32 protein-coding genes are annotated in these 25,076 nt (G+C 63.6%); 16 read left to right on the plus strand and 16 right to left on the minus strand.

All coding sequences use genetic code 11. The annotated features are described in order from the left end of the window. Positions 1 to 88 precede the first annotated feature (88 nt). From cbbX to L6637_RS09485, 5 genes are all read left to right on the plus strand, one after another. Entirely contained in the window at positions 89 to 1,021 is a 933-nt protein-coding gene (gene cbbX, locus L6637_RS09465; RefSeq protein ID WP_237870265.1) for a CbbX protein, read from the plus strand. Beyond that, positions 1,018 to 1,746 carry a ribulose-phosphate 3-epimerase gene (gene rpe, locus L6637_RS09470; protein ID WP_237870267.1) on the plus strand — a complete coding sequence of 243 codons (729 nt, stop codon included), beginning with the start codon at positions 1,018 to 1,020 and terminating at the stop codon, positions 1,744 to 1,746. Before cbbX ends, rpe begins: the two co-directional genes overlap by 4 nt. A 178-nt stretch (positions 1,747 to 1,924) precedes the next feature. Further along, the gene (locus L6637_RS09475) at positions 1,925 to 3,076 is read left to right on the plus strand and encodes an FIST signal transduction protein (protein ID WP_237870269.1); all 1,152 of its coding nucleotides are present in this window, start codon (positions 1,925 to 1,927) and stop codon (positions 3,074 to 3,076) included. 2 nt (positions 3,077 to 3,078) lie between these two features. Continuing rightward, the gene (locus tag L6637_RS09480; protein ID WP_237870696.1) at positions 3,079 to 4,950 is read left to right on the plus strand and encodes a putative bifunctional diguanylate cyclase/phosphodiesterase; all 1,872 of its coding nucleotides are present in this window, start codon (positions 3,079 to 3,081) and stop codon (positions 4,948 to 4,950) included. Positions 4,951 to 5,128: 178 nt separating this feature from the next. Next, positions 5,129 to 5,341: a hypothetical protein gene (locus L6637_RS09485; RefSeq protein ID WP_237863428.1), complete on the plus strand. Its 213-nt coding sequence runs from the start codon at positions 5,129 to 5,131 to the stop codon at positions 5,339 to 5,341. Between the two features lie 21 nt (positions 5,342 to 5,362). Here the strand turns inward: L6637_RS09485 and L6637_RS09490 are convergent, their stop codons facing one another. Continuing rightward, positions 5,363 to 6,196 (minus strand): universal stress protein, encoded by an 834-nt coding sequence (locus L6637_RS09490; RefSeq protein WP_237870271.1) that lies wholly within the window; start codon positions 6,194 to 6,196, stop codon positions 5,363 to 5,365. Between the two features lie 212 nt (positions 6,197 to 6,408). On the opposite strand from L6637_RS09490, the gene L6637_RS09495 reads away from it, so the two are divergent. After that, positions 6,409 to 7,947 (plus strand): Do family serine endopeptidase, encoded by a 1,539-nt coding sequence (locus L6637_RS09495; RefSeq protein ID WP_237870273.1) that lies wholly within the window; start codon positions 6,409 to 6,411, stop codon positions 7,945 to 7,947. A gap of 20 nt (positions 7,948 to 7,967) precedes the next feature. Here the strand turns inward: L6637_RS09495 and L6637_RS09500 are convergent, their stop codons facing one another. Then, positions 7,968 to 8,207, minus strand: a complete 240-nt coding sequence (locus L6637_RS09500) for a hypothetical protein (RefSeq protein WP_237863431.1) — start codon at positions 8,205 to 8,207, stop codon at positions 7,968 to 7,970. On the opposite strand from L6637_RS09500, the gene L6637_RS09505 reads away from it, so the two are divergent. Continuing rightward, positions 8,206 to 8,568 (plus strand): hypothetical protein, encoded by a 363-nt coding sequence (locus L6637_RS09505; protein WP_237863432.1) that lies wholly within the window; start codon positions 8,206 to 8,208, stop codon positions 8,566 to 8,568. The genes L6637_RS09500 and L6637_RS09505 overlap by 2 nt on opposite strands. 12 nt (positions 8,569 to 8,580) lie before the next feature. Here the strand turns inward: L6637_RS09505 and L6637_RS09510 are convergent, their stop codons facing one another. Both L6637_RS09510 and L6637_RS09515 read right to left on the minus strand, forming a co-directional pair. Then, positions 8,581 to 8,847 (minus strand): DUF6496 domain-containing protein, encoded by a 267-nt coding sequence (locus L6637_RS09510; protein WP_220000580.1) that lies wholly within the window; start codon positions 8,845 to 8,847, stop codon positions 8,581 to 8,583. A 76-nt stretch (positions 8,848 to 8,923) separates the two neighbouring features. Continuing rightward, positions 8,924 to 9,154 (minus strand): DUF3072 domain-containing protein, encoded by a 231-nt coding sequence (locus tag L6637_RS09515; RefSeq protein WP_237870275.1) that lies wholly within the window; start codon positions 9,152 to 9,154, stop codon positions 8,924 to 8,926. 115 nt (positions 9,155 to 9,269) lie between these two features. Here L6637_RS09515 and L6637_RS09520 point away from each other — a divergent pair, with 115 nt between their 5' ends. Genes L6637_RS09520 through L6637_RS09530 form a run of 3 tightly spaced genes read left to right on the plus strand, consistent with a single transcriptional unit; the run spans position 9,270 to position 9,950 of the window. Next, positions 9,270 to 9,479 carry a hypothetical protein gene (locus L6637_RS09520; RefSeq protein WP_237863874.1) on the plus strand — a complete coding sequence of 70 codons (210 nt, stop codon included), beginning with the start codon at positions 9,270 to 9,272 and terminating at the stop codon, positions 9,477 to 9,479. A gap of 24 nt (positions 9,480 to 9,503) precedes the next feature. Then, complete coding sequence (locus L6637_RS09525) at positions 9,504 to 9,689, plus strand: hypothetical protein (protein WP_237870277.1); 186 nt, start codon at positions 9,504 to 9,506, stop codon at positions 9,687 to 9,689. 60 nt (positions 9,690 to 9,749) lie between these two features. Further along, on the plus strand, positions 9,750 to 9,950 hold the full coding sequence (locus tag L6637_RS09530) for a hypothetical protein (RefSeq protein WP_237870279.1): 201 nt from the start codon (positions 9,750 to 9,752) through the stop codon (positions 9,948 to 9,950). A 71-nt stretch (positions 9,951 to 10,021) separates the two neighbouring features. Here the strand turns inward: L6637_RS09530 and L6637_RS09535 are convergent, their stop codons facing one another. Together L6637_RS09535 and L6637_RS09540 are read right to left on the minus strand one after the other, a co-directional pair. Then, a complete protein-coding gene (locus L6637_RS09535) occupies positions 10,022 to 10,252 on the minus strand; it encodes a hypothetical protein (protein ID WP_237863436.1) in 231 nt (76 codons plus the stop codon). A 95-nt stretch (positions 10,253 to 10,347) separates the two neighbouring features. Next, positions 10,348 to 10,551, minus strand: a complete 204-nt coding sequence (locus L6637_RS09540) for a hypothetical protein (RefSeq protein ID WP_237870281.1) — start codon at positions 10,549 to 10,551, stop codon at positions 10,348 to 10,350. Between the two features lie 190 nt (positions 10,552 to 10,741). Between L6637_RS09540 and L6637_RS09545 the strand changes: the two genes are divergently transcribed. Next, positions 10,742 to 10,993: a hypothetical protein gene (locus L6637_RS09545; protein WP_237870283.1), complete on the plus strand. Its 252-nt coding sequence runs from the start codon at positions 10,742 to 10,744 to the stop codon at positions 10,991 to 10,993. Here L6637_RS09545 and L6637_RS09550 read toward each other — a convergent pair. Both L6637_RS09550 and L6637_RS09555 read right to left on the minus strand, forming a co-directional pair. Further along, positions 10,990 to 12,483, minus strand: coding sequence for an HWE histidine kinase domain-containing protein (locus L6637_RS09550; protein ID WP_237870285.1), 1,494 nt, complete (start codon positions 12,481 to 12,483; stop codon positions 10,990 to 10,992). The two genes, L6637_RS09545 and L6637_RS09550, sit on opposite strands and share 4 nt — an antisense overlap. A gap of 14 nt (positions 12,484 to 12,497) precedes the next feature. Then, positions 12,498 to 18,791 (minus strand): HAMP domain-containing protein, encoded by a 6,294-nt coding sequence (locus L6637_RS09555; RefSeq protein ID WP_237870287.1) that lies wholly within the window; start codon positions 18,789 to 18,791, stop codon positions 12,498 to 12,500. Between the two features lie 294 nt (positions 18,792 to 19,085). Between L6637_RS09555 and L6637_RS09560 the strand changes: the two genes are divergently transcribed. After that, on the plus strand, positions 19,086 to 19,382 hold the full coding sequence (locus tag L6637_RS09560) for a hypothetical protein (protein WP_237870289.1): 297 nt from the start codon (positions 19,086 to 19,088) through the stop codon (positions 19,380 to 19,382). Positions 19,383 to 19,387: 5 nt separating this feature from the next. On the opposite strand, the gene L6637_RS09565 is transcribed toward L6637_RS09560, so the two are convergent. Continuing rightward, the gene (locus L6637_RS09565) at positions 19,388 to 19,900 is read right to left on the minus strand and encodes a DUF4142 domain-containing protein (RefSeq protein ID WP_237870291.1); all 513 of its coding nucleotides are present in this window, start codon (positions 19,898 to 19,900) and stop codon (positions 19,388 to 19,390) included. A gap of 96 nt (positions 19,901 to 19,996) precedes the next feature. Between L6637_RS09565 and L6637_RS09570 the strand changes: the two genes are divergently transcribed. From L6637_RS09570 to L6637_RS09575, 3 genes are all read left to right on the plus strand, one after another. Beyond that, positions 19,997 to 20,191 carry a hypothetical protein gene (locus L6637_RS09570; RefSeq protein WP_237863443.1) on the plus strand — a complete coding sequence of 65 codons (195 nt, stop codon included), beginning with the start codon at positions 19,997 to 19,999 and terminating at the stop codon, positions 20,189 to 20,191. A 119-nt stretch (positions 20,192 to 20,310) separates the two neighbouring features. Beyond that, positions 20,311 to 20,442, plus strand: coding sequence for a hypothetical protein (locus L6637_RS42390; protein ID WP_271606962.1), 132 nt, complete (start codon positions 20,311 to 20,313; stop codon positions 20,440 to 20,442). A gap of 85 nt (positions 20,443 to 20,527) precedes the next feature. Next, positions 20,528 to 20,743 (plus strand): hypothetical protein, encoded by a 216-nt coding sequence (locus tag L6637_RS09575; protein WP_237870293.1) that lies wholly within the window; start codon positions 20,528 to 20,530, stop codon positions 20,741 to 20,743. A gap of 140 nt (positions 20,744 to 20,883) precedes the next feature. On the opposite strand, the gene L6637_RS09580 is transcribed toward L6637_RS09575, so the two are convergent. Then, positions 20,884 to 21,144 carry a hypothetical protein gene (locus L6637_RS09580; protein WP_237863445.1) on the minus strand — a complete coding sequence of 87 codons (261 nt, stop codon included), beginning with the start codon at positions 21,142 to 21,144 and terminating at the stop codon, positions 20,884 to 20,886. A 173-nt stretch (positions 21,145 to 21,317) separates the two neighbouring features. Here L6637_RS09580 and L6637_RS09585 point away from each other — a divergent pair, with 173 nt between their 5' ends. Continuing rightward, positions 21,318 to 21,476, plus strand: coding sequence for a hypothetical protein (locus tag L6637_RS09585; protein ID WP_237863446.1), 159 nt, complete (start codon positions 21,318 to 21,320; stop codon positions 21,474 to 21,476). A 184-nt stretch (positions 21,477 to 21,660) separates the two neighbouring features. Here the strand turns inward: L6637_RS09585 and L6637_RS09590 are convergent, their stop codons facing one another. From L6637_RS09590 to L6637_RS09615, 6 genes are all read right to left on the minus strand, one after another. Beyond that, positions 21,661 to 22,110 carry a DUF3147 family protein gene (locus L6637_RS09590; protein WP_237870698.1) on the minus strand — a complete coding sequence of 150 codons (450 nt, stop codon included), beginning with the start codon at positions 22,108 to 22,110 and terminating at the stop codon, positions 21,661 to 21,663. Continuing rightward, positions 22,110 to 22,457: a DUF3147 family protein gene (locus L6637_RS09595; RefSeq protein ID WP_237863448.1), complete on the minus strand. Its 348-nt coding sequence runs from the start codon at positions 22,455 to 22,457 to the stop codon at positions 22,110 to 22,112. Before L6637_RS09595 ends, L6637_RS09590 begins: the two co-directional genes overlap by 1 nt. After that, the gene (locus tag L6637_RS09600) at positions 22,450 to 23,037 is read right to left on the minus strand and encodes a phosphatase PAP2 family protein (RefSeq protein WP_237870295.1); all 588 of its coding nucleotides are present in this window, start codon (positions 23,035 to 23,037) and stop codon (positions 22,450 to 22,452) included. Before L6637_RS09600 ends, L6637_RS09595 begins: the two co-directional genes overlap by 8 nt. 81 nt (positions 23,038 to 23,118) lie before the next feature. Beyond that, positions 23,119 to 24,009, minus strand: coding sequence for an SDR family oxidoreductase (locus L6637_RS09605; RefSeq protein WP_237870297.1), 891 nt, complete (start codon positions 24,007 to 24,009; stop codon positions 23,119 to 23,121). A 201-nt stretch (positions 24,010 to 24,210) separates the two neighbouring features. Further along, a complete protein-coding gene (locus tag L6637_RS09610) occupies positions 24,211 to 24,762 on the minus strand; it encodes a DUF4142 domain-containing protein (protein ID WP_237870298.1) in 552 nt (183 codons plus the stop codon). A gap of 81 nt (positions 24,763 to 24,843) precedes the next feature. Beyond that, positions 24,844 to 25,071, minus strand: a complete 228-nt coding sequence (locus L6637_RS09615; protein ID WP_128953211.1) for a hypothetical protein — start codon at positions 25,069 to 25,071, stop codon at positions 24,844 to 24,846. Positions 25,072 to 25,076 lie beyond the last annotated feature (5 nt).

Genomic DNA, 25,076 nt, shown 5'->3' on the forward strand with positions numbered 1-25,076 from the left:
CGCGCGGAGCGCTCCCTGCTCCGTTTCCTTGGCGGACCACTGCTTCGCCGCTCCCCCCGCGGCGAAGCTCTTTTCTTCGAGGCCAGCCATGCTCGACGTTCCCCGCGCCACGACATCGGAGCCGAACGAAACCCATTTCGATCTCCGCAAGGAGGCCGAGGCGGCCGGGATCACCGACACGCTGCAGCAGCTCGAGCGGGAGTTGATCGGCCTGAAGCCGGTCAAGAGCCGCGTGCGACAGATCGCATCATTGCTGCTGATCGAACGCATCCGTCAGCGCGTGGGGCTCGCATCGGCGCCGCCCACGCTGCACATGTCGTTCACCGGGAATCCCGGCACCGGCAAGACCACCGTGGCGCTGCGCATGGCAAAAATCCTGCACGGGCTCGGCTTCGTGCGGCGTGGGCAGGTGATCTCGGTGACGCGTGACGATTTGGTCGGGCAATATATCGGTCATACCGCGCCGAAGACCAAGGAGATCCTGAAGAAGGCGATGGGCGGCGTGCTGTTCATCGACGAGGCCTATTACCTGCACCGCCCCGACAACGAACGCGACTATGGCCAGGAGGCGATCGAGATCCTGCTCCAGGTGATGGAGAACCAGCGCGAGGACCTCGTCGTGATCCTCGCCGGTTATGGCGAGCGCATGACGAGCTTCTTTGCCTCCAACCCCGGCTTTCGCTCGCGCATTGCCCATCACATCGAATTTCCTGATTATGCGGAGGCCGAGCTATTGGTCATCGCGGAGCTGATGCTGAAGGAGCGCGGCTATCGCTTCTCGGCTGCCGCACGCGAGGCGTTCGAGAGATACATTGCACTACGTCGGACCCAGCCGTTCTTCTCCAACGCACGCTCGATCCGCAACGCGGTCGATCGTATCCGCCTGCGGCAGGCCGATCGCCTTGTGTCTGATCTCGACCGCATGCTCGATGTTGCCGATCTCGAAACGATCGATCCCATCGATGTCCTGGCGAGCCGCGTCTTCAGCGGCGGGGCCGATGCACGGAGTGCGAAGCCATGAGCAAGGAGATCATTATCGCCCCGTCGATCCTGGCAGCGGATTTCGCACGCCTCGGCGAGGAGATCGCGGCAATTGACGCTGCAGGCGCCGACTGGATCCATTGCGACGTCATGGATGGGCACTTCGTTCCGAACATCAGTTTCGGCGCTGACATCATCAAGGCGGTCAGGCCGATGACGAAGAAGATCTTCGACGTGCATCTGATGATCGCGCCTGCCGATGCTTATCTCGAGGCGTTCGCGAAGGCGGGCGCCGACGTCATCACTATTCATGCAGAAGCCGGCCCGCATCTCGACCGCTCGCTCCAGGCGATCCGCGCCCTCGGCAAGAAAGCCGGCGTCAGCCTGTGCCCGTCGACGCCCGAGAGCGCGCTCGAATATGTGCTCGATCGTCTCGATCTGGTGCTGGTGATGACGGTCAACCCGGGCTTCGGTGGCCAATCATTTATCGGTTCCCAGCTCGAGAAGATCGCACGCATCCGCAACATGATCGGCGGGCGACCGATCCGGCTCGAGGTTGACGGCGGTGTCACGCGCGACAATGCTGCTGCGATTGCCGCCGCAGGCGCTGATACGCTGGTGGCGGGTTCCGCCGTGTTCCGCGGCAAGAGCAGCGCCGATTATGCCGCCAACATCGCGGCCATCAGGGTTGCTGCGGAGGCCGGCAGGGTTCCGAAGCAGCATGATAGTTCCGCGCAGCGCGGAGAGCCCGTGCTCGTCCGGTAGAATACGGAGGCGTCGCGCATGCATGCGGCGATTCTCCGGGCTCCTACGGGGAATAGATCGCGAATTGGCGACGGCTTTCATGCCGGGGTAACCAATGGCGGTAAAGCAGGCGCTCGATTAACAGCGACGCAATGCGCCGGGTCACAATCTGTGGTTCAAGGACCGCAGAGAGCGTGGGATGCAGATTCAATATCGCCACTGGAATGCTGCCCATGGCTGGCGCGGAGCGAGTGCCCTGCGCGAGCTGCCTCAGCTCGTCCTTTATTTCGGCAGCCGAGAGGGACTGGCGGGCGGCGAGCGCTATCGCGAGCTGCGCGGATTTTATCCCGACAGCCACATCGTCGGTTGCAGCACGGGTGGCCAGATCCATGGCGACGACATCGCCGACGACGTCATCGTCGCCGTCGCCCTGCATTTCGCTCGGACACAAGTGCGGGTCGTGAACGAGACAATCGAATCCCGCGAGGCGTCGCGGACTTGCGGCATGCGTTTCGCCCGCCAGCTGGCGGCGCCGGATCTCGCCGGTGTCTTCGTCCTCTGCGAAGGCTTGAACGTCAACGGCAGTGAACTGATTGCTGGTATCACCGAGGTGCTTGGGCCCGACTTGCTGGTGACCGGTGGCCTCGCCGGCGATGGCACCAGGATGGAGCAAACCTTGGTTGGCGCCGATGGCGAGCCGCAGCCGAACCGAGTTGCCGCGATCGGTTTCTATGGTGCGTCCTTCCGCTTCGCCCATGGCTGCGCCGGGGGCTGGGACGTGTTCGGCCCGCGGCGCAAGGTCACAAAGTCGGACGGCCCTGTCGTGGTCGAGCTCGACGGCGAGCGGCCGCTCGACCTCTACACCCGCTATCTCGGGGAGGAAGAGGCCGCCGCGATGCCGGGCTCGGGTCTTGCATTTCCATTGCGTATCCATGACGAGGCCGCGCCTGAACGACAGATCGTGCGCTCCGTGTTTGCAGTGGATCGCAATGCCGGCACGCTGACATTTGCGGCCGATATTCCGGAAGGATGCACCGCTCAGCTGATGCGCGCCAATTTCGATAGTCTCGCCGCAGGTGCAGGGGAGGCCGGCCGACAGGCGCGCAACGCTCTTGCGGACGAGGTCGTGGGCGACAAGCTCGCGATCCTCGTGAGCTGCACCGGCCGTCGCAAGGTGATGGGGCAGCGCACGCAGGATGAGCTCGATGCGGTTGCCGCCGAGCTCGGCGAGGACGTCACCCGGATCGGCTTCTACTCCTATGGCGAGATCGCGCCACCCGCGGCGACCCGCCGCTGCGAGCTGCACAACCAGACCATGACCGTCACTGTCATCGCGGAGGCGGCCGCGTGACCATGCATCGCCTGCTGGCAAGGCAGATCAGGCAATCGACGGACGAATCCGGGCAGGTCGATCTGGCCAGGCTCGGCGAGCTCGTCGGCGCGGCCTATGAGGAGAGCGATCGCGATCGCCGCCGTACCGACCGCGCCATGAAGCTGATGATCGAGGAGCTCGAGCAGACGCACAAGCGCGCCGAGCAGGACCTGTTGCGGGCGCGCGAGTTTCTCGACAGCATCATCGAGAACATCCCGATTGCGGTGTTCGCCAAGGATGCGCGCGACTCGCGCTACATCCTGCTCAACCGCGCCGGCGAAGAGTATTACGGCATGCCCCGCCAGGAGATGCTGGGCAAGACTCCGGAGCAGATTTTTCCCGACGATATCGCCCGCCTCGTCAACGAGCAGGATCGCCGTGTCGTCGATAGCGGCACGCCGATGTTCCTGGAAGGGCATCTGCTCGAGGTCGGCGTCAACGGTCCCGATCGTGTGGTCAATTCGCGCAAGCTGCTGGTCCGCGACGGGAACGGCGCGCCGCAATATCTGGTCGGCGTGATCGAGGACGTCACCGAACGGATCAACAACGAGGCGCGGATCAGCCATCTGGCCCATCACGACGCGCTCACGGATCTGCCGAACCGCAGCGCTTTCAACACGGCGCTGGCCGAGCGGCTGGCGCGCGCGCAGGAGGCGTCAACGAGCTTTGCAGTCCTCAGCCTCGATCTCGACCGCTTCAAGGATGTCAACGACGTGTTTGGCCATCCCGTCGGCGACATGATGATGCGGGCTGCCGCCGAACGTCTGGTCGCGGAGGCCGACGGCGCCTTTGTCGCCCGCATCGGCGGTGACGAGTTCACGATCCTGATGCCCGACGACATCAGGCGCGAAGATGTGCTCTCGCTCGCCGAACGCATGGTCGAGGCGATCGGCAAGGAGCTGGAGGTCGACGATTTTCTGTCCCATGTCGGCCTCAGCGTCGGCATCGCGGTCTATCCGGACGACGGCGTGGACGCAGCGACGCTGCTTGCCAACGCCGATTCCGCCCTCTATCGCGCCAAGCGCGAGGGCCGGGGAAGGGTCTGTTTCTTTGAAACCGAGATGGACCGGGAGTTGCGCGACCGTAGGCTGTTACAGCACGATCTGCGGCAGGCGGTAGAGCAGAACCAGTTGCTGGTCTACTTCCAGCCGCAGGCGCGGATGGATGGCGAGATCATCGGCTTCGAGGCACTGGTGCGCTGGAATCATCCGACGCGCGGCTTCGTGCCGCCGGATCAGTTCATTCCGCTCGCAGAGGAAAACGGGCTTATCATCGCGATCGGCGAATGGGTGCTGCGGGAGGCGTGCCGGGAAGCGGCCTCCTGGCCGCGGCCATTGCAGGTCGCGGTCAATTTGTCGCCGGTCCAGTTTCAGGCCGGCGATCTCGAACGGTCCATCCACCAGATCCTGCTGGAGACGGGACTTTCGCCGACGCGGCTCGAGGTTGAGATCACCGAGGGTGTGCTGATCGGCGATTTCACCCGCGCGCTCAACCTGCTGCGGCGGCTGAAAGCGCTCGGCATCCGGATCGCGATGGACGATTTCGGCACCGGGTATTCATCACTGTCCTATCTGCAGTCATTCCCGTTCGACAAGATCAAGATCGACCGCAGCTTCATTTCCAACCTCGAGGCAACGCCGCAATCGGCCGAGATCGTCCGGGCGGTGCTGAGCCTCGCACACGCCCTGTACATCCCTGTTGTTGCCGAAGGGGTGGAGACGGACGCCCAGCGCGCCTTCCTGGAACGCGAGGCCTGTGAGGAAATGCAGGGCTATCTCATCGGGCGGCCGGAACCGATCGAACACTATTTCAATTTGATCGGCATCAACGTCGAACGCCGCCGCTACGCCTAAAAGTAATATCAATTCCACACTCGGTTTCGCCGATAGGAACCAATGTGCGTCTGCACATTTCTTTCGAGCAAACCAAGGTGGTTCGGGCTGGCGCGCGCAGAAAATGTTTTGCATAACTGCCATCGGCCTGACGCAAATCAGGGCAATAAGCCCCAATGTGAATGCGAGGGAGGGTCTCATGGAGAACGTACGTCGCTACCGCGCGCTGGCGTCCCTCTGTCGCCAGCAGGCTGCCTATCGGCCGCTGCAGAACTGGCAGCTGCTCGGTCAGGCCGAACATTTCGAACATCTCGCCGAGGTCGCGCTGAAGGCGCATTTCGAAGCGTGCAATGCGCAACGTGAAGACGACGCCATCGCCGCCGCGGCATGGGAGACTTCCGCCGCGGCGTGACGGCGGCGGTTTGGGTCTTCCCTAATGCGACATCAGCGTCGGGATGGTCATGGCTTCCAGCATGGCGCGCGTGACGCCGCCGAGAAAGCGTTCCTGCAATCGGGAATGGCCGTAGCCCCCCATCACCAGCAGATCCAGGTTTTCGTCGGCTGCCAGTGACAGGATGGTCGGCTGGATATCGGCGCGTGTGGCCGACAGGCTGATCGTGCGGGGCGAGAGGCCGCGCCGTCCGAGATGCTTGGCCAGATTGTTTGCGGAGGCATCGGGGGCGGTGTCGGCTTCGTTGATCGCAATGATCGCGATCTCCTCGGCGCGGGCAAGGAATGTTGCTGCATCGCGGAGCGCACGCGCCGCGACGCGGCTGCCGTCCCAGCAGATGCCGATCCGCTTCGCCGTGAAGGCTCCGCGGAATGTGTATGGCAGGAACAGGACGGGACCACCGGCCTGGAACAGGATCTCGCGCGGGATCTCGTTGTCGAACGTCACCTGCTCGGGATCCGGTTGAAGCACGACGCTAAGGTCGTGCAGCCGCGCCATCTCGCCGAGCGAACCGGCTGCATCCACCGGAATCGCGCCGATCGGATGGCAGGTGCAGGAGATATCGGCGTTGCCCGCTTCGCTTCTGAAGACTGCCAGCGCAGCTTCGGCCCGCTCGAGCGCGCGCTCGCGTTCCATCTCGAACACGGCCGCCACGGCAGCACCGCCTTCCATCACGTAGGCCGTAGTGCTTGCAACATAGCCGACCGCGACTGCATCGACATGGGCATTGAGGCCGGCTGCGAGCGAGATCGAGCCATCAATGACGGCGCGCATCGGTCGTTCGGTCGGGATATGGACGAGAATGTCTTTGTACATGGCGGCCCCTTTGATGGACATCATCCGATAGCCGCAGTTTTTCACCGCCCGAAGGGCTCGCGTTGAGCTGTATCAAATGTGCGGCCAGGATTTTGCCCTGCGGCCGCCCGCCGCACTTTCTTTGCCAAGAATTAATCGCGTGGACGGGACGCGGTAAGGTGGCGACGTCCATCTTGGGGGCAAGGCGACTTACCCAACATGGACATTTCGACATGATCGATCGCGTCAATTCCGACACCACCAAGACGACCCCTACAATTCTAAAGCCGCGCCGGCTCGCGCTGCTTGGCACGGTGGCCGCACTGGGCGTGGCCGTGCTGGCGGCTTCCCCCGCCTCAACGCCGTTCGGCGTGTCCTCCCTGATTTCGCCCGCGCAGGCCGCTGAAAGCGCCGCAACACCGCCGGGCTTCGGCGACCTCGTCAGCAAGGTCAAGCCGGCCGTCATTTCGGTGCGGGTGAAAATCGACCAGGACAACGACAAGAGCGCCATGCTGCAACAGAACCGGATGGATCAGGACGAAGATTCCCCATTCGACCAGTTCTCGCGGCAGTTCGGCTTCCGCGGTCCGGGTGGCATGAACGGCATGCCGCGCCAGCGGCACCAGATGATCACGGGCGAGGGCTCAGGCTTCTTCATCTCGGCCGACGGCTATGCCGTGACCAACAATCATGTCGTCGACCACGCCGAGTCGGTGCAGGTGACGATGGACGACGGCACGATCTACACCGCGAAAGTGGTCGGCACCGATCCGAAGACCGATCTCGCGCTGATCAAGGTCGACGGCAAGAAGGACTTTCCGTTCGTGAAATTCTCCGACCAGAAGCCGCGGATCGGCGACTGGGTGGTCGCGGTCGGCAATCCGTTCGGCCTCGGCGGCACCGTGACGGCCGGCATTGTCTCGGCCAGCGGCCGCGACATCGGCAACGGCCCCTATGACGACTTCATCCAGATCGATGCGCCGATCAACAAGGGCAATTCCGGCGGTCCGGCCTTCGACATGAACGGCAACGTCATTGGCGTGAACACGGCGATCTACTCGCCCTCGGGCGGATCGGTCGGCATCGGCTTCGACATTCCCGCCTCGACCGCAAAGCTCGTCGTCGCCCAGCTCAAGGACAAGGGCGCCGTCACCCGCGGCTGGCTTGGTGTGCAGGTGCAGCCGGTGACCGCGGAGATCGCCGACAGCCTCGGCCTGAAGGCGGCACGCGGCGCGATCGTCGACAATCCGCAGGATGGCAGCCCGGCAGCGAAGGCCGGCATTGAGGCGGGCGACGTCATCACCGCGGTCAATGGCACCGCGATCAAGGACTCCCGCGATCTGGCCCGCACCATCGCCACCCTGGCGCCGGGCACCTCGGTGAAGCTCGACGTCGTCCACAAGGGCGACAGCAAGACGGTGACGCTCGCCCTCGGCGAGCTGCCGAACGAGCGGCAGGCCAACGCCGGCGACGGCAAGACGCAGCAGACCCCCGGTACGCCGCGTCTCGGCCTCAGCCTGGCGCCGGCCGGCGAAGTCCAGGGGGCCGGACAGAACGGCGTCGTGGTCACCGAAGTCGATCCGCAGGGACCGGCAGCGCAGCGTGGCATCCAGACCGGCGACGTCATCCTCAATGTCGGCGGCAAGCCCGTCGCCAATGTCGGCGACGTCCGCTCCGAGCTGGCGCAGGCCAAATCGTCCGGCAAGAACAGCGTGCTGTTGCAGGTGAAGAACGCCGAGGCGACCCGGTTCGTCGCGGTGCCGCTCGCCTGATCTCGAGCTTGACGGCAAATTCAGAAGGCGGCCTCCGGGCCGCCTTTTTCGTGCGCCTCCCGAGATACCCACAGCCCATCGATAACATTCTCGTTAACGGCAGCAATGGTGACGGGTTCGTCCGAAAAAGCCGCGTTCGCCCGGCAGACTTCGAAATGTTGTGCTTCGGCGGCAATGACGCCGCAGAGGCGAGTGGAACTTCGGACGTCCGGCTGATTTGTGGAACCGGCCGGTGGTTCGCATTTGATCGGTGCCGACATGGATCGATTGAAGCTCTCGCTGAAGCTTGCGCTGCTTGTCGCGCCCTTCGTGCTTTCGACCGGAAGCGCCCTGGGCCGCGACGACGGTCGCTTCACCGACTCGCCGCTCAAACCCTGGTTCGACAGTTTGCGCAGCCATATTGGTCCGTGCTGCTCGGATGCCGACGGTGTTGCCGTCGCCGATCCCGATTGGGATTCGTATAATGGCCATTACCGGGTGCGGCTCGATGGAGTTTGGGTCGAAGTCCCCGACGAAGCCGTGATCACCGAGCCGAACCGGGCCGGCCGCACCATGGTCTGGCCGGTCAAGACGGTGTTCGGCGTTTCGATCCGCTGCTTCATGCCCGGCAGCATGATCTGACGGCGGCCGGCGTCACCGCCTGGAAGATTTGCGCTTCGAGCTCTTCTTGCTCGTCTTCTTTTTGGACGTCTTTCGCTTCGAGGCCTTCTTCGGCACCTTCTTGCCCTTCTTGCGCGCCTTCGACAGGCCGATTGCAATCGCCTGTTTGCGGCTCTTCACGCGTCCGCCGCGACCGCCGCGTCCGCTCTTTGCGGTGCCCTTCTTGTAACGCCGCATCTCGCTCTCGACATCGCTGCCGGAGCTACGTGAATAGCGGCGCTTCTTTGCCTTCCGTGCCATCAGCTCTCTCCCATGGCTCTGGACGAGAACAGGAGTGCTGACCCAATGTTCCAAAAACGCTCAGCGACAGAACTCCTCAGAACGAGTTCGCGAGCTCGATCTCCGCTTCCAGGATTTGGATGCGGCGTGCGGCTTCGGCGAAGGACAGATCGCGATCGTATTGCGCGGGCTGGTAGGCCTCTTCGCTCAGCCGCTTCAGCCGCAGTCCCTGCGCCCGGGTCATCTGCTCCATCAGAAAAGCCTTGGCGTCTGGAAAAGCCTTGGCGTCCAGAAAAGCCTTGGCGTCGTATTTACCCTGAACCTGCATGTCACCTCTCCATCCTGAATTCCTGGCTTGACTATATGTTCTTATTTTGTTCTAACAAGCCATGGACAACAGAATTAATGAAATTCGACGTAAAATCAGTGTCTTGAGGCTGGAGATGGCCGATGTCGAAGCGTCCGTGCGCGATCTTGTCAATCGCGACCGCGATTGCACCGAACGAGCCCAGGCGCAGATCGACCTGCGCCGGAAAATCAACCTGCTGGTCAGCGAATGGAAGGCGGCGGGCGGCGGCGAGGTGTTGCCTGACATCCGCAACCGGGTGCGTCTCCGTCCGCTGAAGAACGAGAGCAGGCCGGTACGCCGCTGAGGCGTTCGTGGAGGGAGGCTGGCCGTGGAGGAAGACCCGGACACCTACCGGATTCTGAGACTGCGCGCTGAGATCCTCGAATTGGGCTCCGCTATCAGGCAATTGCAGCGGGAAGGCCTCGACGACGCCACCGCCCAGCTCCTGATCACGCGGAAGCGGGCGCAGCTTGATCATCTCATGAAGGCGAGCTCTGCGGTCCCCCCCCCTTAACATCCCTGACATCCGACGCAGCTAAAGCGGTCGCGCAACGCGACATGCCGGAGCTCGTCCATGCCGGATGCCGAAATGACCGCCCTGCTGCAGGCGGTGCTCGATGAAGTCTGTGCGGACATACCCGCGTGGGATACGACGACGCGCGAGCGAATTGCCGCGAGACTGCGCGACGTCGCCCGTTCGGGGCGCAGCTCGGTCGACGAATTGAAGCAGGCCGGTCGTGGTGCGCTGATCCGCGCGCCGACCATGTGGCCCTGACAAAATGCTCAAGCGTTCAAGCGAAAGGCCCCGCTCTCGCGGGGCCTGAACGCTGGAACTCGCTTGCAACCTTACTTGGTGTTGCTCGGAGCGCTCTTGTTGTTCGTCATGCCGCTCTGGTCGGTACCCGGGTTGGTGCCGCCTTGTGGGGTCGGTTCGCTGCCCTTGGACTTCATGTTGGCGCCGGTCGTCTGCGACATGGACGAGTGATGCTTCTTATGCGACTTGGCCTGTGCAGCGAACGGCGCGGCGGCGAGACCGGTTGCCAACATCACGGCGAGAGCGAGCTTGATCGTCTTCATGTAAGGGAACTCCCTGAGTTGAATTGACGCAGGAGCCAACCTCCATTTGCCGCAGGAGTTCCGAATAAAATCGACGCGCGAGTTTCACGCTCGCTTTAGGAGTCCTTGTCCTCGTTGAGGATGAACAAGACGCCCGTCAACGAGGCACCGATGGCAAAGGTCGTCACCATCGTTGCGACAAACACATAGGCCGCCGCACGGCCGCCATGGTTCAGCAATTCTACAACCGCGGGATTGGCCAGAATGAGTGCGAGCGTGAACACCAGGCCGAGCGCCGCGCCCATCATGGCATGGGTCATCAGCTTGATCACGCCGGTGGGAGAGATCAGACTTGACGAACTGTTTGGCGACCTGTTTGGCGACTTTTTTGCGCGCATGGAACAGCCGATCGATCTGGCATGAAAACGCGTGCCGTTATTGCGGGTTCCATTCCGCCTAAAGGATTTGTCATCATCCGCTTCATCCGACGTTCATGCCGGCCTTGCGAGGATGTACGCCGTCAACACGGGAACATTCACTATGGGTAAGGTGGTCTTTCTCTACCGATCGCTGGCCTACCGTAACGCGGCGGCCGACATATTGCGCAAGGCGCGCAAGCTGCCGCGTGGCGCAGACCGCAGCGCGGCCCGCCGCTACGCGAGGGCGCTGCGCGATCTCGCGCAAACGGAAGCCTGGCTCGAAGGGCGCGTCGCCGATGAACTGAGGGCGGTGTCGCGATTGAAAGTTGCCGCGTCGCGTTAGCCGGACGCGCGCTGAAGCTCGGGAGAACTGCTGGTCTCGAACTTGTCCTGCGCCGCCGATGTCGCTGCGCTCGTCCGCGTCAAGGGGACTTCGAGACGGCACATCAGGCCCTCTGAACGCCAATCGAATTGAGCCTGTCCGCCAAGCTGGGATTCGACGCTGGCGAGCAGGCTTCTTGTCCCGAAGCCGCGCGATTTCGGTGTCCTGACCGCCGGCCCGCCGGTCTCGTCCCACGTCAAGGTGAGGAGATCGTTCTCGGCCTGCCAGCCGATCGCGAGCCGTCCCGACCGCGTCGAAAGCGCTCCATACTTGGCCGAATTGGTGAAGAGCTCGTGCAGAGCCAGGGCAAGCGTCTGCGCCGTGGCCGGCAGCAATTGCACTTCGGGACCCGCAAGCTTGATCTGTCCGCCGAGCGAGTAGGGCGCCAGTTCTTCCTCGATAAGCTTGGAGAGCTCGGCGCCCTGCCAGCTCGACAATGAGAGGATGGTGTGCACGCGCGCGAGCGCGTTGATGCGCCCCTCGACGGCATTGACGTAGGCCTTGACCTCGTCGGCGCGGGTGAGGCGCACGATCGATTGCGCCAGCGCCAGCGCGTTCTTGGCGCGATGATCCACCTCGCGCGCCAGGAGGTTCTGCCGTTCCTCGGCGCGTTTGCGTTCGGTGATATCGACGGTGACGCCGCTCACCCGCACCACGCGACCATTCTCGTCCACCGTTGCCGCAGCCGTGCCGACGCACCAGCGCACTTCGCCATCGGGGCGATAGATGCGAAATTCACCTTCATAGGCATGCGAGCCGGTGTTGAACGCGGCAATGGCCTTGCTGAACTGGTCGGCATCATCGGGATGCAGCAGCGCCTGGACATTCGCCGATGTGACACTGAACGTTTCTGGCGTCACGCCGAAAATGCGATACTGGCCTTCGTCCCACATCCAGTCGCCATTGACCCAATCCCAGTCCCACGAGCCCATCTTGCCCGCGGCGATCGCCATGGTGCGTCGCTCCTCGCTCTCGCGCAGCTTGGCGGTGGAATTCTCCAACTCGGCCGTGCGGGCGCGGACGCGATCCTCGAGATCCTGGTTCAGCCGCTCGAGCTCGCGCGTCTTGCGATAGAGCTCGGCAAACACCTTGACCTTGGCGCGCAGCACTTCCGGTATGACAGGTACGGGCACGTAGTCGACCGCGCCCATCTCGTAGCCGCGCAGGCGGTCGATGTCGCTGACCTGGATGGCCGAAATGAAGATCATCGCGGTCTTCTGGAAGCGCGGATGCTCGCGGATCATGGCGGCGAGCTCGAAGCCGTCGAGCTCGGGCATGCAGACGTCGACCAGAATCACCGCGATCTCGGTCTTGAGCAGCACCTCCAGCGCCTCCCGGCCGGACGAGGCGATCACGAGGTTCTCACCGAGTTCCTTCAGGATCACCTCATAGGCGAGCAGCTTGGCGGGCTGGTCGTCGACGAGGAGGATGTTGACCTTTTCGTGGTCCATTCTCGGATCCAAACTCAACGGTGCAGCCACATGCGGATTGCAAGCAGCAATTGATCGGTGTTGACGGGTTTTGCGAGATAATCGGAGGCTCCTGCCTCCAGGCATTTCTCGCGGTCGCCCTTCATCGCCTTCGCTGTCAGCGCGATGATCGGCAGGCGCAGGAAAGCCGGGTTCTCCCGGATCACGCCGATGGTCTGATAGCCATCCATCTGCGGCATCATGATGTCCATCAGCACGATGGCGATTTCCGGGTTGGATTCGACGAGCGTCACCGCCTCGCGGCCGGTGGTCGCCGTCAGCACCTTCATGCCGCGCCGTTCCAGCACGCTCGACAGCGCGAAGATGTTGCGGGCGTCGTCGTCGACCAGGAGCGCGGTCTTGCCGATCAGGTCCTCGTCGGAACTGTTGAGCTTCTCCAGCATGCGCTGCTTCTCGACCGGTAGCTCGGTGATCACGCGGTGCAGGAACAAAGCGGTCTCGTCGAGCAGGCGCTCGGGCGATTCGACGCCCTTGACCACGATGCTGCGCGCCATGGTGTGGAGCTCGGCATCTTCTTCCGCCGAGAGTTCGCGGCCGGTGAATACGACGACCGGAATGTTAGACAGCGTCTCGTCGCGGCGGATCTGTTCCAGAACCTCGAAGCCGCTCATGTCGGGCAGGCGTAGATCGAGCACCACGCAATCGCACGGCGCCTCGCGAAGTGTCGAGAGTGCGCCCGCGCCGGTATCGGTGGTGACGATCTCGATGTCGTCGTGGTGCAGCAGCTCGCGGATCGACAGCTGCTCGGCCTCGTTGTCCTCGACGATCAGGAGCCGTTTGCGGCGCGGCCTCGCATATTCCTTGATCTGCGTCAGCGCTGCGGCAACGCCCTCGGTCGTCGTCGGCTTGTTGACGAAGGAGAAGGCGCCGCGGGCCAGCGCATGCTGGCGGTCCTCGTCGAGCGTGATGATCTGCACCGGGATGTGGCGCGTCAGCGGATTGTGCTTGAGCTGGCTCAGCACCGTCCATCCGAGCATGTCGGGCAGGAACACGTCGAGCGAAACGGCGCGCGGTTGATACTGTTTCGCCAGTTCAAGCGCCTCTGCGCCGCGCGCGGCGACCAGAACCTTGAAGCCCTTGTCCCGCGCGAGGTCGACCAGAATCCGCGCATAATGCGGGTCGTCCTCCACGATCAAGAGGATGCTGTCGCCGGGCTCGATATTGAGGCGGTCGTCGGGCAGCTGCTCGATGACGCGTTCGGGTGTCGCTGTCGTCGGCTGCAGTGCAGGTGTCTGATTATACTGCTGCGCCGCGGGCGCGCGCGGTGCCAGCGTCGGACCGGAATATTTCAGCGGCAGGTATAGCGTGAAGGTCGAGCCCTTGCCGGGTGCGCTGCGCAGATGGATTTCACCGCCGAGCAGGCTTGCAAGCTCGCGGCTGATCGCAAGGCCAAGACCGGTGCCGCCATATTTGCGGCTGGTGCCGGCGTCCGCCTGCTGGAACGCCTCGAAGATCAGCTTCTGCTTCTCCAGCGGGATGCCGATGCCGGTGTCGGAGACCTCGAACGCGATCACGGCCGGCGCCGAGTTCAGGACCGGGTGATCGGGGCCCCAGCCGCCGAGCGCGCCGGCGACCTTGAGCCGCACTTCGCCTTCGCCGGTGAACTTGAAGGCGTTGGAGAGCAGGTTCTTCAGCACCTGCTGCAGGCGCTTGGAGTCGGTGACGATGCTGCGGGCGAGGTTCGGATCGACGTCGATCTTGAACGACAGATTGCGGTTCTCCGCCTCGTGCCGGAACGGCCGTCCGACCGTCTCGAGCAGGTTGGCGGTGAGGATTTCCTCGGCATCGACAGTCACCGTTCCCGACTCGATCTTGGAGAGATCGAGAATGTCGCTGATGAGATTGAGGAGGTCGGTGCCGGCGCCGTGGATGGTGCGGGCGAACTCGACCTGCTTGGCCGAGAGGTTGCCGTCCGGATTGTCGGTCAGCTGCTGTCCGAGAATCAGGATCGAGTTCAGCGGTGTGCGCAGCTCGTGGCTCATATTGGCGAGGAATTCCGACTTGTACTTCGAGGTCAGCGCGAGCTCGGTCGCCTTTTCCTCGAGCGCGCGGCGGGCCTGCTCGATCTCCTGGTTCTTGCGCTCGACCTCGACATTGCGTTCGGCGAGCTGTTGCGCCTTCTGCTCGAGCTGGTCGTTGGTCTGCTGCAATTCGCGCTGCTGGGTCTGGAGCTCGCCGGCGAGCTGCTGCGATTGCTTGAGCAGGCCTTCGGTCTGCATCGTCGCTTCGATCGAGTTGAGCACGATGCCGATGGAGTCGGTGAGCTGCTCCAGGAACGTCATCTGCGAGGTCGTGAACGAGGTGAGCGAGGCGAGCTCGATCACCGCCTTGACCTGGCCCTCGAACAGCACCGGCAGCACCACGAGGTTCTTCGGCGCGACGCGCAGCAGCGCCGAGTTGATCGGCACCACGTCGGCGGGGATGTCGGCGACGACGCGCGGACGTCGGTCGACCGCGCACTGGCCGATCAGGCCGTCGCCGAATTGCAGCACGCGCTGATAGGGGTAGACGCCGTCGCCGGCATAGGAGGCGAGCAGCAGCAACTGCGGACTGTCTTCGTTCTCGACCTGGTAGATCACGCCGGTGTGGGCGTTCACCAGCGGTGACAGCTCGGTCAGCAGCAACCGGCCGACGGTGGCGAGATCGCGCTGGCCCTGGAGCATGTTGGTGAACTTGGCGAGGTTGGTCTTCAGCCAGTCCTGCTCGGTGTTCAGCTCCGTCGTTAGACGGAGATTCGTGATCATCGTGTTGATGTTGTCTTTGAGCTCGGCGAGCTCGCCGCGGGCATCGACCTGGATCGACGGGGTGAGGTCGCCCTTGGTCACGGCGGTCGCAACTTCCGCGATCGCGCGCACCTGTGAGGTGAGGTTGGCCGCCAGCAGGTTGACGTTGCCGGTGAGGTCCTTCCAGGTGCCGGCTGCGCCGGGCACGTCGGCCTGGCCGCCCAGCCGTCCTTCGACGCCGACCTCGCGCGCCACCGACGACACCTGGTCGGCGAAGGTCGCGAGCGTCTCGGTCATGTTGTTGATGGTGTCGGCGAGCGCCGCGACTTCGCCCTTCGACTTCACGGTGAGGTTCTGCTTGAGGTCGCCGTTGGCGACCGCGGTCACCACCTTGACGATGCCGCGGACCTGCTCGGTGAGGTTCGCCGCCATGAAGTTGACGGTGTCGGTGAGGTCCTTCCAGGTGCCGGCGACGCCAGGCACCTGAGCCTGACCGCCGAGCTCGCCTTCGGTGCCGACTTCGCGGGCGACGCGCGTGACTTCGCCGGCGAAGGCATTGAGCTGGTCCACCATGGTGTTGATGGTGTTTTTCAGCTCGAGGATTTCGCCCTTCACGTCCACGGTGATCTTGCGGGAGAGGTCGCCGCGCGCGACGGCCGTGGTGACCTCGGCGATGTTGCGGACCTGCGTGGTGAGGTTCGCAGCGAGCAGGTTGACGTTGTCGGTGAGGTCCTTCCAGGTGCCGCCGACGCCGGGCACGACCGCCTGACCGCCGAGCCGGCCTTCGGTGCCGACCTCGCGCGCCACGCGCGTCACTTCGGCGGCGAAGGAGCGGAGCTGCTCCACCATGGTGTTGAGGGTGTCCTTCAGCAGCAGGATCTCGCCGCGGACGTCCACCGTGATCTTCTTCGACAAATCGCCGCCGGCGATCGCGGTCGCGACCTCGGCGATGTTGCGGACCTGCGCCGTCAGGTTCGAGGCCATGAAGTTGACGTTATCGGTCAGGTCCTTCCAGGTGCCGGCGACCCCTGGCACTTCGGCCTGGCCGCCCAGCTTGCCTTCGGTGCCGACCTCGCGCGCCACGCGCGTCACTTCGCCGGCGAAACCGTTGAGCTGGTCGACCATGGTGTTGATGGTGTTTTTCAGCTCGAGGATTTCGCCCTTCACGTCCACGGTGATCTTGCGGGAGAGGTCGCCGCGCGCCACGGCGGTGGTGACTTCGGCGATGTTGCGGACCTGGGCGGTGAGGTTGCCCGCCATCGAGTTCACGCTGTCCGTCAGGTCCTTCCACGTGCCGGCGACGCCGGGCACGTTGGCCTGGCCGCCGAGCCGGCCTTCGGTGCCGACCTCGCGCGCCACGCGCGTCACCTCGCCCGCGAAGCGGTTGAGCTGGTCGACCATGGTGTTGAGGGTGTCCTTCAGCTGAAGGATTTCGCCGCGCACGTCCACTGTGATCTTGCGCGAGAGGTCGCCGCCGGCGATGGCGGTCGCGACCTCGGCGATGTTGCGGACCTGGGCGGTGAGGTTGCCCGCCATCGAATTGACGTTGTCGGTGAGGTCCTTCCAGGTGCCGGCGACACCAGGCACCTGCGCCTGACCGCCGAGCTTGCCTTCGGTGCCGACCTCGCGCGCGACGCGGGTGACTTCGCCGGCGAAAGCGTTGAGCTGGTCGACCATGGTGTTGAGCGTTTCCTTCAGCTGAAGGATTTCGCCCGACACGTTCACGGTGATCTTCTTCGACAAATCGCCCTTGGCGACGGCGGTTGCGACTTCGGCGATGTTGCGGACCTGGCCGGTCAGGTTCGAGGCCATCGAGTTGACCGAGTCAGTCAGATCCTTCCAGGTGCCGGCGACGCCGCGCACCTGGGCCTGGCCGCCGAGCTTGCCTTCGGTGCCCACCTCGCGCGCCACGCGCGTCACTTCGCCGGCGAAGGCATTGAGCTGGTCCACCATGGTATTGATGGTGTCCTTCAGCTCCAGAATTTCGCCGCGCACGTCCACCGTGATCTTCTTGGACAGGTCGCCGCCGGCGACCGCCGTCGTCACCTCGGCGATGTTGCGGACCTGCGCCGTCAGGTTCGACGCCATCGAGTTGACGCTTTCCGTCAGGTCCTTCCAGGTGCCGGCGACGCCGAGCACGTTGGCCTGACCGCCGAGCCGACCTTCGGTGCCGACCTCGCGGGCGACGCGCGTCACTTCGCCGGCGAAGGCGTTGAGCTGGTCGACCATGGTGTTGAGCGTTTCCTTCAGCTGAAGGATCTCGCCCGAGACGTTCACCGTGATCTTCTTCGACAGGTCGCCGCCGGCGATGGCGGTCGCGACGTCGGCGATGTTGCGGACCTGCGCGGTCAGGTTCGACGCCATGAAGTTGACGTTGTCGGTCAAGTCCTTCCAGGTGCCGGCCACACCGGGCACCTGGGCCTGGCCGCCGAGCTTGCCTTCGGTGCCGACCTCGCGCGCCACGCGCGTCACTTCCGAGGCGAAGGAGTTGAGCTGGTCCACCATGGTGTTGATGGTGTCCTTCAGCTCCAGGATCTCGCCGCGCACGTCCACGGTGATCTTGCGGGAGAGGTCGCCGCGCGCCACGGCGGTGGTCACGTTGGCGATGTTGCGGACCTGTGCGGTGAGGTTGCCGCACATCGCGTTGACGGAGTCGGTCAGGTCCTTCCACGTGCCGGCAACGCCGGGCACGATGGCCTGGCCGCCGAGCTTGCCGTCGGTGCCGACTTCGCGCGCCACGCGCGTCACTTCCGAGGCGAAGGAGCGCAGCTGATCCACCATCGTGTTGATGGCTTCCTTGAGCTGTAGGATCTCGCCGCGCACGTCCACCGTGATCTTCTTCGACAGGTCGCCGTTGGCGACCGCGATCGTCACCTCGGCGATGTTGCGAACCTGGTTGGTCAGGTTGTTCGCCATCGAGTTGACGCTCTCGGTCAGGTCTTTCCAGACGCCGGTCACTTCAGGCACCTGGGCCTGGCCGCCGAGCTTGCCCTCGGTGCCGACCTCGCGCGCGACACGCGTCACTTCGGAGGTGAACACGCCGAGCTGCTTGATCATCGTGTTGACGATGGTCGCCGATTGCAGGAATTCGCCGCGCAGCGGGCGGCCGTCGACGTCGAGCTTGACGGTCTGAAGCAGGTCGCCCTGCGCCACGGCCGCCACGGCGCGCGTCACCTCGCGCGTCGGCCAGAGCAGATCGTCGATCAGCGTGTTGACGGAGCCTTCCATGTCGGCCCAGGAGCCGGAGGCGAGGCCGAACTTGACGCGTTGACGCGTCTTGCCTTCGCGTCCCACCACCTGGCCGACCAGCTCGAGCTGCTGGGCCATGCGCTGGTTGGCTGCGATGATTTCGTTAAACGTGTCGGCGATCTTGCCGTCGATGCCGAGATAGTCGCCGCTCATGCGAACGGAGAAATCGCCGCTGCGCATGGCTTGGAGCGCGAGCAGCAGTTCCTGCCGGGAATCCGGCTCTGAGGTGCCGTTGGGTTTGGGTTTTGGAACGCGACGACCGGACCGTGATGCAGTTCCGGGATCGAGGTCGCTCATACTGATTCCCCCGCAAGCGTCGGCCGAATCCTATGGCGTGACGCGCCTGATCAAACTAGAGCGTCAGCCAAATTCGAAATCAAGCGCCAAGGTTGCGACGCTGGGAATTGGAACCTGCCGTGCTCAGCCCGGTCAAACTAACCGGGAAGGTTATCGAGAGTTCCATCAGATTACCTAAAATTTCTCAGCCCTTAGGGTGGGGCTCGCGCTGTTCCAATTTCGAAACTCCCGCCATCCACTAGGAACGCCGGGAGAGGTCCTGAGGTTAGCCCTGCAAACACAGGGAGAGCGCATATGAAAGCTGGATTGGGCGTCCTCATCGCCGCGTTATTCGCAACGGGATCTGCGCTGGCGCAGGCCGGCGCACCCAGCGGGCGCGGCGCCGCGACCGGAGATCCGGCTGCCAGCTCCGCCACGCCGCATGCGGGTTCGCAGACCACTGGGGCCGCCACCAAGTCGAACCCCAGTGGCAGCGGCACCTCGTCCTCGGGCGGCAAGGACGCCAATGGCGATGCTGGCCGGGACAACATGCCGGGCAGCAATCGCACGGTGCGCCCCATGGATCAGCAGCATCATCCGGAGGACAAGTAGGGCTGCTATTTGTCGGCCATGGTGCGCTCGGCGTCCTTCAACTGCGCGCGCAGCACCGGAAGATGCTCGCGGGCGAAGGCCGCGAGCGCGGGATTGTCAGGCGTCCTCAGATAGCGCTCGAGCAGGTTGATCGCGGACTCGTATTCAGGGATCTGGGCGGCATAGAAGGTTCTCACATAGGCCGGCCCCTCGGCATCATCGGGTTTTGCGAGGTCGATGCCGGCTGACGTCGCCTTGCTCAGACGCGGCTCGGCGCCGATCGCATCCTGGATCTCCTTCAATGCCTTGTCGCGCTTGGCCGCCTCTTCGGCGCGAAGCGCAGCGAGGTTCTTGACTTCCGCATTGCCTTTCAGGTCGGTACTCTCCAACAAGCCTTGCTGGAAGCGGCCGAAGGCGTAGAGGCCGCTGATGACGTCGGTGGCATTGGGAACGCGATCTCCGCGCATTTGCTCGCCGGTGCTGTCGGCAAGCGCCGCGGTGCTGATGAAGGCCAGGATGATCGCGACAAATATCCGCATGGTGATGTAATGACCAGTAGCGTGCAAAGTTCCGGCGGAGGTTACGATCCCGTAAGGGCGGTTGCGGGTGCGGGGTTCCGTACCCAATTCTTGTTCATGAAACAGTCAGACATCTTCAGGGATAACGCTGAGAACTGCCTGCAACTCGCCGAGCGATCGGAAGGGCAGCCGGCCTACAACAGATACTCGCGCATGGCGGATGCCTGGACGGCTTTGGCGAAAGAGCAGGACTGGCTCGATGGCGAAGTCCCGCCCGTCAAGGTCAGCGTCTTGCAAAGCCAGGGCGCCTGATCGCTCTCGTTTTCGTGCGTCTGCGTGTGACACCGCTCACGGAATGAGCTGCAACAATCAACGATCATCCGGGAATAGTCGGTCGCATTGATTTTTCAATTCCAGAAGGAGGTTTTGCGATGGCTCCACGTCTGGCACTTCTCTCACTCATCCTCGCCTTTGGCGTTTCGGTCGCGTTTGCGACGGTGACGACGGTCCGGCAGGTGCATCAGGAAAACGCATCCGTGGCGGTGCACGCGGCGCACAGCTAGCGCCGCGGGCCTCTCGCTCTCGTGGGAACATTCGATGCATGGAAGCGTAAGCGCTTCGAGGCATCGGAAGAAGCGAGAGGACATCATGGCACATTCCGACCACGGCATCGTCAAGGACAAGCGCGCTGAGGATCAGCCGCGCGACAAGCAGCGTGCGCAGACCGTGCACAAGACGGATCAGAACGGTCAGAACGGTTCGCCGTCGCGAGAAGCGACGCGCGATCCCGAGCTCAACGACAACAGCAAGACGCCGGGCTCGGGCATGACGCCGGATGATTCCGGCGCTGCTCCGAGCGGCTAGAATTCACCAGGAACGAATCCTCCCACGAAGAGTCGACTCATTGCTTCCGGTGACATGCCCCCGGTGCTCCGGAAGCAATCTCCAAGGACGGCCCTGGCACCCCCGTGCCGGGGTCGTTTTGTTTATGAGTGGTCCGGGAATCAATCCTCGGCTTCGCCCTCGGGCTTCGTCGGCGTGTGTCCGTCGGGACCGCGGCCGAACACACCAAATTCGCTTGATTTGATGCCTGCTGACGCGCCTACGCTCGTCTCGATGCCCGCGGCCGCGAGCCCGAACTTTAGCAGTTCGCGGACCGCGGCGGCGCGCGTCGGCATGCGGTGCTTGAACCGGAAATCGTCAACTGCGGCCAGCTCTTCCGGAGAAAGCATGACCTGAAGGCGATCGGCGCGAAGGTCATTCATGGTCCATCACGCGAAGTGAGTAAGTTGAGTAGTTTACTCAACGGACGGCGTTGGCGCGAGTTCCCCAAGAGTCCAAAAAATCGCCAGTTGAGTAAAAATACCATGCAAAATCAATAAGTTAATATTGAAACGACTCGCGATCTGGTGCATTCTCTTGGAAAGGGAGATTGGCCATGACGGATGAAGTCAGGTTACCCCGCAAGCTTTCCGAGGAGCGCGAAGGACCAAAGCCGGTGCGCCCCAGCCACCAGAAGGTCATGGAGCAGGTCGAACGCTGGGCCAACAGCCCGGGCCTGCAGCCACCAAGGACAGATGATGCGAAGACGTTCTGAACCCCACACATTCGAACAACGTCTCGAGGCGCAGAGGCTACGGCTTGAAGGCGAGCTGTCGCGACTGCCGGACGGTGGGCAGCGCGACGCCCTCGTGGCCCGCCTCGAACAGTTGCAAAGCGCAGCGGAGATGCACGATTTCCTGATGGTGCGGGAAGCGGCGGTCGCTTCTCGCTGAACGCCCTCAGCGTTTTGCCTGCGTGATGTGAGAGGTGATGCGAAGCTTTCGCCTCAGCCACCACGCAGCCATCGAGACGACAGCCCATACCAGGATGGCGCCCGCGAACGCCCCGATCACGCTTGCCGCAACCAGCGCGTAGAAGGTCGCGGCAAACGTGGCGAGACCAATGCTTCCGAGGCCAGCCCCCGCAGCATCGAGAGCCGCAGCCTGCTGCCCGCGTCGCCGCCCGCCAAGACCAACCTTCTTTTTGGCTCGGCGCTCGTGACTCTCGATCAGCGTCGCGCTGGCGCAGAAGATGGCGGGGAGGGCGAGGAAGAGCCCGCCGATGGCCACGCCAAAGCGCGTGCTGACGAGGCCGGTGAAAACTGTCGCCAATCCGCCGAGCAGGAAACGAATGCCGTACTCGTACCAGCGCGTTTGCCTCAGAGCCGATGATGACAATTTGACCAGCATCACGCCGCCCCTCCGAGACCAGCGAGCAGGCCGAAGGCGACCGCAAGCCAAATGACGGAAGCGATGATCGTGGCAGGCAGCGCCGTGAAGCGAAATCTCATCAGGAGGTGGCAGACCGCGATGCTGTAGCAGGCGAGGGCTGCGGCGCCATAGATCATGGTTCGGCTTTCCGCCGCGGCATATTGGGGGCCGTGTTGAACGACGGCGATGCTCAGCGTCGCCAGCGCCACCGACGGCGCCGCGCCGAACAGGCCAGCAAAGCTCTTGGGCCGCAGCATGTCAGCAAGAATTGCAAATGCGGTCACGATCACGCCGCCGGCGATGAAGCGGACGACATACTCAGTCATGACCGCGCTCGCATTTTCCAGGATCGGTGTTCCACCTTGCCAGCGTCAACGGTCGCAGCATCCGCTCGATGGCGATGCCCAGCGTGAAGCCTGCCACCACATCGCTGGCCCAATGCGCCAGCAGAGCGATGCGGGTCAGCGAGAGTCCTACGGCGATGCCGCGCACGAGACGTCGCCGAGGCGGCGGCAGCAGGCCCGCAGCGGATGCCAGCGCGCCCATATGCACGGCATGGCCTGACGGAAAGGCATCGCGCGCCTGTCCCGAGAACGGGACGCCGCGGCGATGGCCTTGCATCGTCAGCCGATCAGGCCTGACCTGATTGAACGCGGATTTCAGGACGTGAGGAAGGATCGCCGTTACCAGCGACACCGCGAGGATATGGTTGGCCGCACGGCGCTCTTCGGCAGGTCGCATTCTCGCGTACAGCCATCCGGCAGCGGCGAGGGCGAGCAGCACATGCTCGTCCGCGCCCCAGGTCAACGCTTTGGCAGTCTGCTCGAGCTCCGGGTTGGTATGCTCGGCGATCTCATTCGCGATCGCGATATCGGTCCGCGTGGGTTTGACTGTTACTGGCGCCATTGATCCAAGGTCTTGGCGAAAGGTTCTCCATGACAGTTTTGTAAAGCCGAACGATCGATGATCGTTCCCCAAGCTGAGGCGTTACGGTTGGCCCGATCCGCCCGCAGAGCCATAGACCTGGCCGGTCGCATAACTCGCATCGGCCGCGGCAAGCTGCACGTAGATCGAGGCCAGTTCTGCGGGTTGACCAGGGCGACCAAGCGGCGTCATCCCGCCGAACTTTTCTAGCTTCTCCATCGTGGCGCCGCCGGAGACCTGGAGCGGCGTCCAGATCGGTCCTGGCGCAACGCCGTTGACACGAATGCCTTTCGAGGCGAGCTGCTTTGCCAGCGACTTCACGTAGTTCATCGTCGCCGCCTTGGTCTGTGCGTAGTCGTAGAGATCCGGTGAGGGATCGTAAGCCTGCTCGGATGTCGTGCCGATGATACAGGACCCGGGTTTGAGATGCGGCAGCGCCGCCTTGATAATCCAGAATGGCGCGTAGATGTTGGTCTTCATGGTTGCGTCGAAATCCTCCGACGAGACGTCGAGGATGGAGGCGCGCGTCTGCTGGCGTGCCGCGTTGTTGACGATGATGTCGAGACCGCCGAGGCCCTGCACCGTCTGTTCGGCCAGCTTCTTGCAGAACGTTTCGTCCTTGAGGTCGCCGGGGATCGCAAGGGCGGTGCGACCTTCCTTCTTGATCAATGCGATCACCTCCTGCGCGTCGGGCTCCTCCGCCGGCAGATAGTTGATGGCGACGTCGGCGCCTTCGCGCGCATAGGCGATCGCGGCCGCCCGGCCCATGCCGGAATCGCCGCCGGTGATCAGCGCCTTGCGGCCTTTGAGCCGGCCGGAACCTTTGTAACTGCTCTCGCCGTGATCCGGCTGCGGCTCCATCTTGCCGGCGAGGCCGGGCCAGGGCTGCGATTGCTTCTTGAATGGCGGCTTCGGATAGCGGGTGACGGGATCGATCAGGTCCTGCTCGGCCATAGTGCTTCCTTTCGCTGTCGAAGGTGCCAGCGAAGCCGCAGCAAGCGTGGCGCTCGCCGCGCGGACGATTTGCCGGCGGGATATTGCAGTCTTGTTTTGATGTGCCATGAGGGTCTCCGCGAGTTTGCAGTCCAAACCCGCGGAGAGACGCATCGTTGCTATCAAGGGACGCCGGCTGAGCCGATGTCCCCGTAAAAGGTCTTACTTCGACTGCCCGACGCTCGGCGCCCCGCCAAGCTCCTTGGCCATATCGAGATGATGCCTGAGCGCCGGCAGCGTCTTGCCGGCCCAATCCTTCAGCGCGGCATTGTCGCCGCCCTTCGCGTAGCGGTCGAACAGCGAGATCGCATCCTCATGCGCGCTCACCTGGTAGGAGTTGTAGTCCGAGCTGAAGTCCTTGCCGGAGGCGCCCTTGAGCTTGTCGAGCTTGCTCTGGTGCGAGCTATCGAGCGCCGTCGGCAAGGTCGCCTGCACCTTGCCGTCGCTGACGAGCGCCTTGAGCTCGCCGCTGGTCTTGGTGTGATCGGTGACCATTTGCTGCGCAAAGCGCTTCTCCGGCGCATTGCCCTTCTGCTCGGCGAGCTTGCTCGACTCGATCTCGAACATGTCGCTGACGGCGACCTCCTTGACGAAATCTGCGGTCGCAGGCGCGACGCCGAGCGCCGAATTGACGCCGGTCTTCTCGCCGAGCGACTGGGCAAGAGCTGGGCCTGCAAGAAGCATGCAGGCAAAGGTGATGACGGTACGTTTCATGATCCGGTCCCTCTGATTAACCACGCGGCACCTGCCGCGCCGGTCTTTGTGGCGACCAACACAGGTTCGGGACCGAGGTTCCTAATCCGTCGGATGTCGGCCGGTGCGGGGATTGATCGGATCGGTCGGCTTTCGCCGCAGTCGCTCGGGGAGGAACGGCTCGGACGGCGAGGCCGACGGTTCGGCTCGCACGTCGGCATGACGCTGCGCCCGCTCGTGCGGCGTTTGGTTGGTGTTGATCTGACGCTTCACGTCGACGCCGTCGACGGGGTCGTTGACGCCGTGTTGAATGTCGCGAAAGTCGCTCATGGTTC

The sequence above is a fragment of the Bradyrhizobium zhengyangense genome, assembly GCF_022012435.1.
GTDB classification, from domain to species: Bacteria; Pseudomonadota; Alphaproteobacteria; order Rhizobiales; family Xanthobacteraceae; genus Bradyrhizobium; species Bradyrhizobium zhengyangense.

What these genes read in the sequence shown, in the direction of transcription:
- L6637_RS09585 (WP_237863446.1), top strand. Translation starts at nt 21,318, where the DNA reads ATGACGGATGAAGTCAGGTTACCCCGCAAGCTTTCCGAGGAGCGCGAA.
- L6637_RS09550 (WP_237870285.1), bottom strand. Translation starts at nt 12,483, where the DNA reads ATGGACCACGAAAAGGTCAACATCCTCCTCGTCGACGACCAGCCCGCC.
- L6637_RS09610 (WP_237870298.1), bottom strand. Translation starts at nt 24,762, where the DNA reads ATGAAACGTACCGTCATCACCTTTGCCTGCATGCTTCTTGCAGGCCCA.
- L6637_RS09555 (WP_237870287.1), bottom strand. Translation starts at nt 18,791, where the DNA reads ATGAGCGACCTCGATCCCGGAACTGCATCACGGTCCGGTCGTCGCGTT.
- L6637_RS42390 (WP_271606962.1), top strand. Translation starts at nt 20,311, where the DNA reads ATGGCTCCACGTCTGGCACTTCTCTCACTCATCCTCGCCTTTGGCGTT.
- L6637_RS09560 (WP_237870289.1), top strand. Translation starts at nt 19,086, where the DNA reads ATGAAAGCTGGATTGGGCGTCCTCATCGCCGCGTTATTCGCAACGGGA.
- L6637_RS09600 (WP_237870295.1), bottom strand. Translation starts at nt 23,037, where the DNA reads ATGGCGCCAGTAACAGTCAAACCCACGCGGACCGATATCGCGATCGCG.
- L6637_RS09545 (WP_237870283.1), top strand. Translation starts at nt 10,742, where the DNA reads ATGTACGCCGTCAACACGGGAACATTCACTATGGGTAAGGTGGTCTTT.
- L6637_RS09530 (WP_237870279.1), top strand. Translation starts at nt 9,750, where the DNA reads ATGCCGGATGCCGAAATGACCGCCCTGCTGCAGGCGGTGCTCGATGAA.
- L6637_RS09595 (WP_237863448.1), bottom strand. Translation starts at nt 22,457, where the DNA reads ATGACTGAGTATGTCGTCCGCTTCATCGCCGGCGGCGTGATCGTGACC.
- cbbX (WP_237870265.1), top strand. Translation starts at nt 89, where the DNA reads ATGCTCGACGTTCCCCGCGCCACGACATCGGAGCCGAACGAAACCCAT.
- L6637_RS09575 (WP_237870293.1), top strand. Translation starts at nt 20,528, where the DNA reads ATGGCACATTCCGACCACGGCATCGTCAAGGACAAGCGCGCTGAGGAT.
- L6637_RS09605 (WP_237870297.1), bottom strand. Translation starts at nt 24,009, where the DNA reads ATGGCCGAGCAGGACCTGATCGATCCCGTCACCCGCTATCCGAAGCCG.
- L6637_RS09480 (WP_237870696.1), top strand. Translation starts at nt 3,079, where the DNA reads ATGCATCGCCTGCTGGCAAGGCAGATCAGGCAATCGACGGACGAATCC.
- L6637_RS09490 (WP_237870271.1), bottom strand. Translation starts at nt 6,196, where the DNA reads ATGTACAAAGACATTCTCGTCCATATCCCGACCGAACGACCGATGCGC.
- L6637_RS09510 (WP_220000580.1), bottom strand. Translation starts at nt 8,847, where the DNA reads ATGGCACGGAAGGCAAAGAAGCGCCGCTATTCACGTAGCTCCGGCAGC.
- L6637_RS09615 (WP_128953211.1), bottom strand. Translation starts at nt 25,071, where the DNA reads ATGAGCGACTTTCGCGACATTCAACACGGCGTCAACGACCCCGTCGAC.
- L6637_RS09485 (WP_237863428.1), top strand. Translation starts at nt 5,129, where the DNA reads ATGGAGAACGTACGTCGCTACCGCGCGCTGGCGTCCCTCTGTCGCCAG.
- L6637_RS09495 (WP_237870273.1), top strand. Translation starts at nt 6,409, where the DNA reads ATGATCGATCGCGTCAATTCCGACACCACCAAGACGACCCCTACAATT.
- L6637_RS09515 (WP_237870275.1), bottom strand. Translation starts at nt 9,154, where the DNA reads ATGCAGGTTCAGGGTAAATACGACGCCAAGGCTTTTCTGGACGCCAAG.
- rpe (WP_237870267.1), top strand. Translation starts at nt 1,018, where the DNA reads ATGAGCAAGGAGATCATTATCGCCCCGTCGATCCTGGCAGCGGATTTC.
- L6637_RS09580 (WP_237863445.1), bottom strand. Translation starts at nt 21,144, where the DNA reads ATGAATGACCTTCGCGCCGATCGCCTTCAGGTCATGCTTTCTCCGGAA.
- L6637_RS09520 (WP_237863874.1), top strand. Translation starts at nt 9,270, where the DNA reads ATGGCCGATGTCGAAGCGTCCGTGCGCGATCTTGTCAATCGCGACCGC.
- L6637_RS09500 (WP_237863431.1), bottom strand. Translation starts at nt 8,207, where the DNA reads ATGTCGGCACCGATCAAATGCGAACCACCGGCCGGTTCCACAAATCAG.
- L6637_RS09565 (WP_237870291.1), bottom strand. Translation starts at nt 19,900, where the DNA reads ATGCGGATATTTGTCGCGATCATCCTGGCCTTCATCAGCACCGCGGCG.
- L6637_RS09540 (WP_237870281.1), bottom strand. Translation starts at nt 10,551, where the DNA reads ATGACCCATGCCATGATGGGCGCGGCGCTCGGCCTGGTGTTCACGCTC.
- L6637_RS09535 (WP_237863436.1), bottom strand. Translation starts at nt 10,252, where the DNA reads ATGAAGACGATCAAGCTCGCTCTCGCCGTGATGTTGGCAACCGGTCTC.
- L6637_RS09475 (WP_237870269.1), top strand. Translation starts at nt 1,925, where the DNA reads ATGCAGATTCAATATCGCCACTGGAATGCTGCCCATGGCTGGCGCGGA.
- L6637_RS09570 (WP_237863443.1), top strand. Translation starts at nt 19,997, where the DNA reads ATGAAACAGTCAGACATCTTCAGGGATAACGCTGAGAACTGCCTGCAA.
- L6637_RS09590 (WP_237870698.1), bottom strand. Translation starts at nt 22,110, where the DNA reads ATGCTGGTCAAATTGTCATCATCGGCTCTGAGGCAAACGCGCTGGTAC.
- L6637_RS09505 (WP_237863432.1), top strand. Translation starts at nt 8,206, where the DNA reads ATGGATCGATTGAAGCTCTCGCTGAAGCTTGCGCTGCTTGTCGCGCCC.